Source organism: Actinokineospora lacus (assembly GCF_053813445.1).
In genome coordinates, this window is sequence record NZ_JBQERA010000020.1 from 14,752 (window position 1) to 27,461 (window position 12,710).

The window sequence follows — 12,710 nt, forward strand, 5'->3', positions numbered from 1 at the left end:
GTGACGCTGGGACGAGGTGCAGGAACTCCCTGGATCATGGGCGGTGAGGAGTGAACCTCAGTTCGGCCAGGATCGTTTCCGCGGCAGCCATGTTGTCCTTGAACACTCCGGGTTGTTGTGTTTCGAGCCGGCGGTACAGCGCGAGGGCTTCCTCAGCGTGGGGGAGCGCTTCAGGTGCGGGGTCCGGTGTGGAGTTCTGTCCGCTGGCGAGTGCGAGGCAGGCACTGGCCAGCATCGACAGGAAAGCCTCTTCGTCCAGGCTGACCAGTATTCTGCAGGCTTCCACTGCCGTCAAAGCGCACGTCAGCGCGGAGTCGTGGCGCGATGCGAAGGCGAGGGCGACGCCCACGTTCGCCATGTTGCGAGCCCAGCTGGGCAGGTACGTGAGGAAATCGAGCTCGGTCAACCTGCGGTAGATCGCGGCGGCTTCGGTGAGCGCTTCCACCGCCTCCGTGGCGGAATCGTCGCGGAGTAGTACGACACCGAGCGCGTTGTACGCCCTGGCCAGTTGTTCGTCGTGGAACAACGGGTCGAACCGGGGAATCCGTTGCCAGAGTGTGATCGCCTCACGGGCGAGGATCGCTGCCTGTGACAGATTGTTGATTTCGCTGAACCGCAGGGCGCTGGTGGTGAGTGCCTGTGCCAAGGAGAACCGGTGCGCGGGATTCTCGGCGGCGAGCTTCCGGTATATCTCGACCGCCTCATCAGCGGGACCCCAGGCGAGCGTCCACTTGCCGACGTTGTGCAGATAGGTGCCAGCGTCCTGCAGGCTTCTCGCGAGCTCCGACTGCACCTTGGCGTCGGTTTCGGACAATTGGCGGAGGTCTTCGATCGCGGCGGTGACGGATGTCAGGGCTGCCTGGTGGTCGCCCGCTATCGATTGCCGATTCGCCAGGTCGGTCATCATCACCGCACGCTCGAATCGCGCGTCGACTGGAAGCGAGTCGTGCAGTTGCTGGGCGAGTAGCAGGGGAGAGCGGAGGAGGTCGACCCGGAAGTGGGGCAGTCTGTCGTGTACCGCTTGGCGCACCTCTGTCGGAGCGTGTTGTGCCACAACCTCGATCAGCGGATCACTGAGGTCGTCGTTCGGTGTCGAGGGCAGCAGTGACCAGAGGAGGTTTCGGACGTGTTCGTGACGTTCAGCGGCCGCGGCCAGGGTGATCAGCCCGTTCCGGCCGAGCGGCAGCTCGGTGAGCAGGTCGCAGGCGCGAGGATCGTGCAGGAGGTGGTCCGCGATGAAGTCCTCGCCGAAGCGGTCCGGACGCAGGGGCGTCAGCGCGGTGCGGGCGGCGGGCGGGTACAGCCGGTCGTGCCAACGTAACGCGTCACGCGCGACGCTGGCGCGGTCGAGCAGCGCGCAGGCGGCCTCGGTGGTGACCGGTCCCAGCAAGGTGGCCAGGAAGACGCAGCACGCCAGGTCATCCCAGATCTCCGTCGGCCAGAAACGGCGTTCGTGGCGGAGCAAGTACTGGGACAGTTCGCCAGGCGCCGGATGATCCTCCGGCGAGTCCGAGCACACCGCTACCAGAGCGGCCATGTGCAAGGTGAGAACCGATTCGTAAGCTGCGCTCGACAAGTCCGGTGTCTCGATCTCGCGGGTTTCGCGGTTCAACGCCGTGCTGAAAACGCCCACCGCGTGGTGGAACACATATTCGCGGTCGGCGGCGAGATCACCCAGCCGGATCGGCTCCGGCAGTTCCACGGGCAACCGGTCCAACTGGTCGGACAGTGGCCGCCACAGCGCGGACGACCTCGCGAGCAACAAGACCCGCACCCGCTGTCCCCGGAAGTCGGCGGGCAACGATGCGATCATGCGCTGCAGGACAGTTGCGCGCCACCGTTCGGCGTAGTCCACCACGACCAATACCGGTCGGTCGGCGGGGGTTCCAGGCTGTGCCTGCTGCGTGAACTCCACGGCTTGCGCGACTAGCCAGCCCATCTGGTGAACGCGAGTCGCGAACGCGGCGGCCAGTCGCGTTTTCCCATGACCACCAGGGCCGTGCACGAGCAGCACTGACATCGGCGCGTCGTCGCTCAACCATGCGGACAACTGTTCCTGCACGTCAGGCCTGGGCAGATACGGCACGACCCCTCGACGCGCGTCGAGTAGGTAACTCGGAGCCTTCTTATGCTGTGGCACGTGCTCGGTCTCATCGGTGAGCGGCACAGGTTCGAGCCATTGCAGCGTGTAGTCTGCACGTGTTAAGGCCAGCGTCACATTCTTCGACACCGAGCCGATCTGGATGACCGGACCGCTGATCCACGCTGCCGTGACCGAGTTGGAGACGTCCATGGTCACCCCACGGCGATCGGATTGGCGGGAGGAGACATCCCCATGATCATCGCAGTATCCTACGCGAGAAGTCCCGCACGTGAAGGCCATCCGCCTCGGTCAAACCCGGCGCTTCGCGCTTGGTCGCAGCGCCCGGCGATGGCAACCCGCCAGGTTGTCGTCGCAGTCCTCAAGGCTACCAGCTCGCCCAGTTCGAGGAATCCACCTGAAGCCGTGCTTGGCGCATGAGCAGTTCGTCTTTGCTGTTGGTGCTGGCTATGGGGAAAGTACGAGTTGACGACCACCGGGGAATCTGTCCGAAATGGTGTCAATGTCGTCCTCGGTGGCTTCCTCCGCAACCTCATCACCACCGGCCGGCCAACCGTCTCTTGACACGAGCACAAGATCAGTTGAGGGACATCCCTTGGAGGTCCATCGACCAGTGCTGTTCGTTGACCTTGTGGCCGAACTGGCGGACGGGCTCGACGCGGTCAAGGACGAAGCCCGCGCGTTCGTAGAGGCTGCGGGCGGCGGCCAGGTCGTCGGTGGTGAGCAGGACCATCCGTCGGTAGCCCGCTTGGCGGGCGAACTGGACGCACTCGCCGACCAGGCGGGCGCCGACCCCCCGGCCGCGGACGTCGGGGTCGACGACCAGCATGCGCAGGCGGGCGGTCTCGCGGTCCTCGTGGACGCAGAAGACCGAGCCGACCCGCACGGCGTTCGATACGGCGATCCAGCAGTGGTCCAGCGCGGGGTCGAACTCGGCGACGTAGCTGGCCACCAAGGAGGCCACCATGGCCTCGAAGGTCGCGTCCCAGCCGTGCTCACGGGCGTAGAAGGCGCCGTGGGCGGAGACGACCCAGCCGAGATCGCCGGGTTCCGGGGAATGGAGGGTGACCGTGTCGGTCACGCGCATGGTCGCAGGGTCCACTCGTGGAAATCTAACAAAGACCTTGATCAACTGAACAGGTGGCCGTGCGCACAGCGCGGCGGCGACCGAGACGGGTCGACGGGCAGGGACGTCGAGCACGACACCGTCGAGATAGACCAAGCAGGACGGCGCCCGTCTCTATCGGTGACCGGTCAGCGAGTCGATCAGCGCGGTCGCGAAGGCCGCCGCGGCAGGGGCGGCCGCGCGGGCCGTGCGGGCGCCGAGGCGGCTGGTGATGCCGTGGATCGCCAGGGCCTCGACGTCCGGGGCCGCCGAGGCCGCGTGGAGGAAGCCGTAGGCGCAGGAGTCGGCGGCGAGGGCGTCGGCGCAGTGGTCGGCGATCCAGGCGGCGGCTGGTGACCACCGCCCGGTGATCCGCTTTGCTCCCGTGGCCACCGGGCCCACGACGGCGCGCACCTGGGTGCGAGCGACAGCCTGGGCACGCTGGAGCAGTCGGTGGGCGGGGGCCGCGGTCTTGATCTGGGCGCGGTCGCCGTCGTCGGCTGAATGTGCCGAGTCATAGCCATACACGTGGTCGGCCACCACGACGTGTCCTGCCCGGACCCCGGACAATCCCACCGCCGTGCCCACCAGCAGGATTGGCAGCCCGGCGAATCGTGCGGCAACGCGCTCCACGTGGGTGGCGGCCGCGGGGTCGGTCTCGGCGATCTGGCCGAGCCAGAACGCCGAACGGCCGGGCGCGACCAGCTCGAACAGCGTCCCCCGGGCTTCCGTCTCGGAGAGCACGCCCACCCCGAGCGCCTGGTACACCGCCGAGTCCGGGGTCACGACCACGGCGGAGGAGACGACATCGGGCAGTGCCGGACCCAACCGCGGCGGCAGGTGTTCGGGGCTGCCGGTCAGCTCCCGCAGCAGAGGGCGCACCCCGGCGGAGGTCAGCTCCGCGACCCGGATGGCTCCCGCGGTCCGGGCTTGCATGAACACCGGCACTTCCACGATGTCGCGCCCCGGGAGCAGAACCGGCACGATCCGGGGCAGCCACCCGTCGCGGTCGCCGTGCACGAGGTCCCGCAAAGCGGCCAGCTCGCCGGCGAGGTCGGCCATCTCCGCGACGGCGACCCCGTCGTCCCCGACCCGCCGGTACGTCGGCGACGCGATCACCAGCACCCGGTCGGCCGCGCGCAACTCGTTCAGGCTCCAGAGTGGACGATCGAGGCGCGCCGTGCCCGCCCAGATGTCCATTCGCGCGTCGATGCCGTGTGAGCGCAGCAGGGCCGCGAACGACCGGACCTGATCGACGTGCTCGACCGACTCGGCGTAATACGAGACGTACGCTCTAGGCGCCGTTGTGGACATACCCCGCCCAGACGTCGGGGAAGGCCCTCCACGTGTCGCGCAGGTCCCGAGTCGCCTCGTGCAGTGCGTAGGGGGTCGCACCGACCCCCTCCTCGGCGATCGCCTCGTACACCCTCGTGGTCATCCTCACCGCGTGCCGGTCCGCGATCGGCCACAGCGTCGCCACCACGTGCCGGTAGCCCGCGATCTGGAAGGCCGACGCCAGGTGAATCGCCTCGTCGGGCAGCGCCGACCCCGTGCGCGCGGTCGAGCACGCCGACAGAAACGCGAACTCGGCGTCGGCCAGGTCCAGCCGGTTGACGTCGAGAACGGTCAGCGGCGCCGCCTTGTGGTCAGCGAGGAGCAGACCGCTCGCCGACGGGTTGTCCAGGTCCGTGTTGCCGTGGCAGCCGAAGTGCACCCAGTCGTGATCGGCCACCCGGTCGACGACAGCGGCCTTGTGCGCATCCGCTCCGATCAGCACCTCGGCGTCGGCGATGGCCGAGCGCACTGCCGCCGCCTCCAGCTCGGCACCGGGCAGATCGGCCTCGCCGTCGGTCTTCGGCATGGCGATGACCAGCGGCCGCACGGGTCGGTCCGCGCGGGGCCTGCGGGCGTGCAACAACGCTCGGACGGTCGGGGTGTAGGAGGACACCACGCGGTCGAGCACGGTGCGCGGCGGGCCAAGGCCGGACGCGTCGTCGTGGTGGCCTGCCGCGTGCAGGGGAACGAGGGAGAGCAGGCCCGTCGGGCACCACCACAGCCTGGGCAGCGGGTCGACACCGGTCAACGCCAGCGCGTCGAGCACCGGGCCCGTGATCGCGTCCCACGCCCACCGCAGCACCCCGGTCAGCACGTCGGGGGCCGAATCGTCGCCGGTGGCGCCGAGCAGCGCCCCGACCTGGTCGCGGACCGCGTCGGGGGTGGCGTCGGGCAGGTCGACCACGACCACGCCCTCCGGCGTCAACGCCATCGCCGCCGAGCAGTGCTCGGCGATGACGATCACCACCACGGGCCCGTGCTCCGCGGCGGGCAGCAGCTCGGCGAACTCGGGCGGGAGCAGGAAGTCCCTCAGGTTCGGCACGGCGCGGATGCGGTCGAGCAGGTCGGCGAGCTCTTGGCCGAACGCGCGCCGCTGCCCGCCGTCGGCAAAAGGCGATCCGTTGTCCAGCCTGCGGCGCAGCCGGGTGAATTGCGCCGCGAGTTCCTCGTCGGCCGTGGCGAGCCGGGCGACGTCCGTTCGGGTGTCCAGCGCCCGGGACAGCAGGACACCGACGGACTGGTCCCACAGCCGCAGCGCCTGCTCATGGTCGCCCGCGAGCAGGCAGCCCGCCGCCGCCTCCGCGCCCAGGCCGGATAGCTCGCCCAGCGCGTACTCCACGTCGCCACGGTCGAGTTCGCGCGGCGCGACCGTGCCGATGAGCTCGACGGCGAGGGTGTAGGCGGCGACCGCCTCTGGCCAGTCCGCCAAGGTCACGGCGGTGAACCCCCACTGGCGAGCGGTCTGTACCCGGACTGCGGGGCGGGCGGTCACGAGCGTCGCTGCGGCCCGGTCGGCGGTCAGCGCCGCCCGGGCGTCGTCCAACGATCCGAGGGCCTCGTACCGCAGCGCCCGCGCCGCGCCCAGGTTGGCCAGCGTGAGCACGCGTTCACCGTCGTCGGGGTGGCTGAGCCGTTCGGCCTCCTCGGCCAGCGCCACCGCGCGGTCGAACTCGGCGACGGCGCCCCGCTTGTTCTTCTGCAGCTTGCACAAGTAGGCGAACGCGGCGTTGGTCAGCCGGGTCGACCGCCGGGGATGGGCAGGCGGGGTCTCCCGCACGACCCGCTCCAGAAGGTCGATGGCTTCCTCGGCGTCGGCATCGGCGTCGGCGTCGTCCGGGGTCGCGGCGCGCCGGTAGCGGGTGAGCAGGGGCAGGGCCAGGTTGATCCGACGTTCGGTGAGGCTCGGGTCCGCGGTCTCCGGCAGGTTGACCACCTGCCGAGCGATGGCGATCGCGTCGTCGATGTCGTCGGGCCTGCCGAGCCGGTCATAGCGGGCGATCAGCAGCGTCGAGTGGTTGGTCAGCACGATCGACTCGATGATGTGTCCCGCGGTCACGCGCGCCGCCGCCTCCGCGCCGCGGGTGATGGACTCGTCAAGGTCGGCTAGCTCGCCAGAGCGCTCGAACCGGGTGAGCAGGACGCTGGCCAGGGTGCTCAGCAGCATCGGCAGGTCGGGGTCCTCGGCCGCGCTCTCCTCGACCATCTCCCGCGCGATGTCGACGGCGTCGTCGGCATCGGCCAGGGACCCGACGCGCTCAACCCTCAGGCGCAGCGCGTCGGCCAGGTTCGACAGCCGCTTGGCCCGCTCCCAGTGGTGCTCGACTGGCTCGGCCGCCGCCCGCAGCAGGTCGATGGCGTCGTTCAGGTCCTTCGCGTCGCCGGTCTGCTCGAACTTCGTCCGCAAAATGATGCCCAACCGGCTCAGCCGGTTCACATACGCGCGGTCGTTGGCGTCGGTGGCCGCCAGCACGTCCCTGCCCAACCGCTCGGCGCGGACGAGGTCCTCCGCGTGCGCCGTCAGGTCGAACCGCAGCCGCAGCGCGTCCGACAGCTGCGACCGCAGGCGCCAGAGGTCATCAGGGTCGCCTGCCAGCTTCAGCGCCCGCTCCAGCGCGGTGACGGCGGCGCCTGCGTCGTCCGCCCCGCCGCCGCTGTCGGCTCGGTCGTCCAGTGCGACGCCGAGTTCCCGCAGACGGGTGACCAGCTCCGGCGTCCCCTCCGCCGAGGCTTCCACCGCCAGGTGGAGGTGCCGGACCGCTTGGTCGCAATCGTGGTGCGCGCCGGTGTGCAGGTACCGCCAGTGCCAGTACTTGCCGATGACGAAGGCCCACTTCGCCCAGGCCGCCGTGTCGGGTTCCTCCCGCTCCCACAGCGCGACCGCCGCCCGGAGGGCCTGATCGAGGTCGGTGATGTCGTCGGTGACGTCGTAGCGGATGCGGTACGCCGCGTGCGTGTTGGTCAGGTGCGCGCCGCGCTCGGGGTGGTCAGGGCCGGTCAGCCGCATCGCGAACCGCAGGTGGTCCGCGGCGTCGCCCGCCCTGCGGACGTCCAGGGTGTGCCGGGCGTGGATCAGCAGTGCGGACGCGATGTCGGTCAGGAAGTCTGGAATGTCCAGCGCGACGATCTCCCGCACGATCTCCGGCACGTCGTGGCCCGCCTGGTACGCGGGCCGCAGCAGCTCGGCCGCGCAGGCGAAGTCGAGGGCGTCCTCCTTATCGGGAAGCGCCCAGGCACGCAGCGCGTGAAGCACTCCCGCGGACCTGGCGGCCGCCAGATCGTCACGCGGCGCCGCCGCCAACAACGCGGCGGCGTCGGTGAGGGCGCCCGCTTCGAGGACCGCGTCCAGATCACCGCCGGCCGCGCGCTCAATGCGCGCCCTGACCTTCGCCAGCTCATCAACGCACATGATCAGCCTCTCCCGTCCGAGGCGGGATGGAGTCGAGCAGGTCGACGGCGAATGCGGCGGCATTGCGGGCAGACCGCCCTCCGACGACCCGTCCCGGTGCGCTGGCGGTGCGGTCGATGCCCGCCACGACCAGGGCATCGACCGGCGGGTTGACGTAGGCGGCGTGCAGGAACCCGAACCCACCCGACTCCACGGCCAGCGCGTCGGAGGCCGTCGCGTCGAGCAGCACGGCGGTCACCGAGTCCTGGTCGAGGGGGATACGGCTGCCGGTGGCCAGCGGACCCACGAGGGCCCGTCCGGGCGTCCGCCACCGCGGACGGCGCGTGACGGCCAGCGCGCGCTGGGTGAGCCGATGCGCCGCGTGATGGGTCTTGACCGTGTGACGCGGTCCGGCAGGCCCGTCAGTGCCCGCCGCGTAGTCGTACACCGTCGCCGCGGCCACCACGTCTCCCGCCCGCACGGCGCCTCGGCCCACCGCCGAGCACACGAACAGCACCAACTCCGGACCGAACCGCCGCGCCGCCCGCTCCAACTCCACCCCCGCCGCGGGTCCGTCTCCGGACAGCTGTGCCAGCGCCACCTGCCACCCGTTGGGCAGGGTACCCGTCTCGTAGAGTGAGCCGCGCTCCTCCACCTCGCTGACCGGGGCGACAAGGTAGGCCCGCACGGCGTCGAACACGAGCGCCGACGCGGCCAGCACCACCGCGCACCGCGCGGTGCGGCGCGGGCCGTCCAGAACCCGGCAGGCGTCGGCGAGCGCACGGCCGAGGCTCTCTGCCTCGTCCATCATCCGCTGGTCGAGCCAGGCGGCCAGTGCCAAGTCGTCGTGCAGCGGGCCCCTGCCCTGGCGTGGGAACGGCAGGCAGGTGCCGAGGTTGGCCGCGGTGGCGACAATGGCCGCGCGGGCGCGCGCAAGGCGGCTGTCGACTGTCGCGGCGGTGGACACCGCCTTGGCGAGGGCGTCGCCGTCCCCTTCATCGACAGCTGTGTCCAAGCGGCTCCGGACGGCCCGCGTCGCGCGGCCGTCGGCGAACACGCGAACCACTTCGCGGATCTTGGCCGCGTGGAGCAGGTGCCGCCCGAACGGTGCCAGCCCACCGTCCCCGCAGGTCCACACCAGACTGTCCACCGTGCCCTCCCCGGCAGGCGGCCCGACCACCGCGAGCCTGCGCAGCGGCGCCCCGTCGTCGGTGCCGGGCACGAGGTCCCAGCAGCGCACCACCGTGCCGTCGGGCAGGGTCAGCTCATCCCACCGCCGGTGCCAACCGGGCAGCACCGGCGGCGGCACCGCCCGCTTCACCGCTGCCGGACCTGGCGTATCGGTGAGACCGAGCAGGACCCTGACCTCGCCGATCGGCTCGGTACCGCTCGCGACCGCGTCCCAGCAGGTCCACCCATGTGCCAGGGGCGAAGTCCCGCCCCGGGGCCAGCACCACGACCTCGCAGACCGCGTCGTGCTCCACGCGCGCGAAGGCTTCGCGAATGCCTGGTGGCCCTGCCGTTGCCGCGATCACCAGCTCCGAGCCGGAGCCGGGAGGGTCGGCCCCAGGTCTGGCGGGGACCCCCAAGCCGGGGACGGCCGCAACCAGCCCCAGTGCGTCCCAGCGGGCGCCGATCTCACCCCAGGCCTGCGGGCCTGGCAGGTGGAACCGGTAGACCAGCAACGCAGGGGCGGCCAGCGGCATCACCGCTCGTCAGGGTCTTTCAGCAGCCCGTCGACCCGTTCGTTGGCCTGGTCACGCAGATCGCGCGGCATCTCCACCCGGTCGTCGTCGGGATCTTCGCCCAGCCGGGTCTTTACCCGCCGGGTCAGCCGGTCGAGTTCGTAGGCGACGCGCAGGACCCGGTTCGCGTCGCCGTCGGCCAGCGCGGAGTCGAGCGCGGCGAGCTGTCCCTCCACGAACGCCCAGTCCGCGGAGGTGAGCCGCTGCTCCCGCAGCCAGGTCAAGGCTCCGCTGATCTCCGACTGCGCCGTGTCCATCATCCGCGGCCCTCCGCCCTCGGGGTCCTCCGCGGGCCACAATAGCCTTCAGTGGAAGGCGAACCGAGCAGCGCCAGGAACTCGGTGTCATCGGAGTCGGCGGGGCCTTCCAGGAACGCTATCGCCCGGTCCAGCGCGTGGATCTCGCCCGCACGGTGCGTCAAGGCTCGCAGTCGTTCACACGAACGGGCGGCGTAGTGGCGGTTCCCGACCGCGTAGTGCAGCCCCACCGCCTCCGCCAAGCGGGCGCGGGCCTCCGCCGGGTCGTCCGCGAGTTCAGCCAGGCAGTCCGCGGAGTGCGCGAGCCCGTACAGGTTTCCCGCCACGGCGTAGGCGGACCACGCCTGTTCGTGGTGGTCGGCGGCCTCGGTCGGGCGGCCCAGCCTGTGGTTTGCCCGGCCCAGCATGGCATGAGTGCTCGCTGTGCCTGCGTCATCGTCTGTCGACGCGTAGAGCCCCAACGCGCTCGTTGCCACCCGCAGCGCCTCGGCGTGGTTGCCCGACCGCAGGTGGACACCCGCCAAGCCGTTGAGCGCGTTCGCCCTGCCCCGGGTGTCATCGAGGCCGTCCATGGTCCGCAACACGGCTTGGAAACCCGTGACGGCATCGTCAAAGGCGCCGCGCTCGCAGTGCGCGCGAGCCAAGGATTGGCGCAGCCGCACCTCCGCCACCCGGTCGCCTGCCATCCGAGCTGCCGCGACCGCGTCCCGGTGGGTGGTGACCCAGTCCTGCCAGCGCGCTGTCAGGTAGGCGTAGTTCGAGGTCACCCAGGCCAGCTGCCAGGTGTAGGGGTGCTCGCCCAGCTCGGCGGCCAGCCGGGCACAGGCCGGGAGGTGGGCGTACTCGGCGGCGAACCAGGCCAGCGCCTGCGCGCGGTCGGCGAGGTCGGGGAGCAGGTCGGGCCGGGCGCACGGCTCGAACGGCAGCGGGCGGCGGTGGGAGTTCAGCAGCTGGTCCGCGCGGTCCGCCGCGTGCAGGTAGTGGTTGAACAGCGCGCGCAGCGCCTCCCGGGGTCGGGTAGGCGGGTCTTCCCGGCGCGCGGTGTCCCAGCCGTAGGCGCGGGTCAGGTCGTGGAAGGCGTAGCGCTGCTCGGACATTGGCTCCAAGAGGTGCCTGCGGACGAGTTCCGCCAGCGTTCGGCGGGCGCACCCGATGTCGGTGCCGGTCATCGCGGCGGCCGCGGCCAAGCCGAGGGGCTGGCCGGGATGCAGAGCGAGTGCGCGGAAAGCCGCCGCGACCGGTCCAGGGAGGTGCTGGTAGGACAGGGAGAACACGGTCCGCAGGTCTGCGTCCGGAGCGTCCTCCAGCCGCAGCGCCTCCAGCGTGCTGTCCCGCAGCTCGTCAGCGATCTCGGTCAAGGGCACGGTGGCATCGGCGGCGGCGCGCGCGGCGACGACGTTGAGCGCCAGCGGGTGGCCCGCGCACGCCGTGACCACGCGGGCCGCCGCGGCCCCCATCCGCTCGGTGCCGAGGTGGTTCTCCAGCAACCGGGTCGACTCGCTGTCGTCGAGTACGCCCAGGGTCAGGCGCTCGACGCCGTGCCGCACGACCAGGCCGTCCAGCCGGTCCCGCGCCGTCACGACGGTGAAGCAGCGCGGCCCGGCAGGCAGCAGCGGGCCGACTTGGCCGCTGTCGCGGGCGTTGTCCAGCACGAGGATCATGCGCCGGGCGGCGAGGACGCTGTGGAACATCGCGCTCCGCCCGTCCGGATCGACCGGCACCGGGTCCACCCGCAGCGCGCCCAACATCACCCGGACCGCGTCGTCCGGAGCCATGGGCGCCCGGCGCGGGTCGTAGCCGCGCAGGTCGACGTACAGCTGACCGTCCGGGAAGGCGTCCGCCGCCCCCGCTGCCCACCGCACGACCAGCGTGGTCTTGCCGATCCCCGGCGGCCCGTCCACCACGCAGATCCGGTTCTCCGAGCCAGACAGGCCGGTGAGCTGGTCGAGCACAGCGGCACGGCCGACGAAATGCCGGTTTGACGGCGGCAGATTGCGCGGCACGACCGCCTTGCGCCGCGGATGGTGGACCGCGAGGCCACCGGTCACCTCCCCGATCTGGACGACCATCTTCGCCGACTCGCAGTTCACCGAGTTCTCGACGCTCGCCATCTCCGCTCCCGTCCTGCGGGACGACTATTCTGGCAGCGCCAGCACTTCCGGCGGAAGGAGCGGATGATCCCCACCCCGACGGTGTTCGTCTCCTACACGCACCAGACGCCCCAGCACAAGCAACTGGTGTTGGAGTTCGCCCGCACCCTCCAACAGCTCGGCATCGACACCACCCTCGACCGGTGGACCACGGGCATCCGCAAGGACTGGTACCCGTGGATGATCGAGACCGTCACCCGATCCGACTACATCCTCGCCATCGCGTCCAGCGCATACCGCAGAATCGGCGACGGTGCGCTCGGACGGCGGCACCGGGGCACCCAGTCGGAGGCGGCCCTCCTCCGAGAACTGGTCTACAGCGACCGCCGCCGCTGGCTGCCGAAGATCCTCCCGGTCGTCCTGCCAGACCACACCGTCGACCAGATCCCCCTCTTCCTCCAGCCTCGCGCCATGGACAACTTCGTGATCAAGGATCTCACCCAGGCCGGGATGGAAGACCTGCTCCGGGTGCTCACCCAGCAGCCCAAGCACCTCCCGCCCGCTCTGGGCACTCTCCCGGCGCTGCCCCCGCTGACCTCATGACCACAGGTCGTCCACCTGCTGCGCAACAGCTTCCGCTATATCGGCCGACAACACTGGGCCGCTGTCGCCAAGCCCGCGAGCCCGTCTGT

At 70.8% G+C, this 12,710-nt stretch carries 7 protein-coding genes and 1 pseudogene; 1 reads left to right on the forward strand and 7 read right to left on the reverse strand.

The features are described 5' to 3' along the window. Window positions 1-34: 34 nt before the first annotated feature. From ACTG9Q_RS31785 to ACTG9Q_RS31815, 7 genes and pseudogenes are all read right to left on the reverse strand, one after another. Complete coding sequence (locus ACTG9Q_RS31785; RefSeq protein WP_455576652.1) at window positions 35-2,293, reverse strand: hypothetical protein; 2,259 nt, start codon at window positions 2,291-2,293, stop codon at window positions 35-37. Between the two features lie 385 nt (window positions 2,294-2,678). After that, window positions 2,679-3,188 (reverse strand): GNAT family N-acetyltransferase, encoded by a 510-nt coding sequence (locus tag ACTG9Q_RS31790; RefSeq protein WP_455576653.1) that lies wholly within the window; start codon window positions 3,186-3,188, stop codon window positions 2,679-2,681. Between the two features lie 153 nt (window positions 3,189-3,341). Then, entirely contained in the window at window positions 3,342-4,520 is a 1,179-nt protein-coding gene (locus tag ACTG9Q_RS31795; RefSeq protein ID WP_455576654.1) for an SEFIR domain-containing protein, read from the reverse strand. Further along, window positions 4,501-7,947 carry a CHAT domain-containing protein gene (locus ACTG9Q_RS31800; protein WP_455576655.1) on the reverse strand — a complete coding sequence of 1,149 codons (3,447 nt, stop codon included), beginning with the start codon at window positions 7,945-7,947 and terminating at the stop codon, window positions 4,501-4,503. The genes ACTG9Q_RS31795 and ACTG9Q_RS31800 overlap by 20 nt, the downstream gene beginning before the upstream one ends. Next, window positions 7,937-9,632: pseudogene (locus ACTG9Q_RS31805) on the reverse strand (CATRA conflict system CASPASE/TPR repeat-associated protein). The gene ACTG9Q_RS31800 and the pseudogene ACTG9Q_RS31805 overlap by 11 nt, the downstream one beginning before the upstream one ends. After that, window positions 9,632-9,931 (reverse strand): CATRA system-associated protein, encoded by a 300-nt coding sequence (locus ACTG9Q_RS31810; protein WP_455576656.1) that lies wholly within the window; start codon window positions 9,929-9,931, stop codon window positions 9,632-9,634. Before ACTG9Q_RS31810 ends, ACTG9Q_RS31805 begins: the two are co-directional and overlap by 1 nt. Next, window positions 9,928-12,039 (reverse strand): tetratricopeptide repeat protein, encoded by a 2,112-nt coding sequence (locus ACTG9Q_RS31815; RefSeq protein WP_455576657.1) that lies wholly within the window; start codon window positions 12,037-12,039, stop codon window positions 9,928-9,930. Before ACTG9Q_RS31815 ends, ACTG9Q_RS31810 begins: the two co-directional genes overlap by 4 nt. 63 nt (window positions 12,040-12,102) lie before the next feature. On the opposite strand from ACTG9Q_RS31815, the gene ACTG9Q_RS31820 reads away from it, so the two are divergent. Continuing rightward, complete coding sequence (locus ACTG9Q_RS31820) at window positions 12,103-12,621, forward strand: toll/interleukin-1 receptor domain-containing protein (protein ID WP_455576658.1); 519 nt, start codon at window positions 12,103-12,105, stop codon at window positions 12,619-12,621. Window positions 12,622-12,710 lie beyond the last annotated feature (89 nt).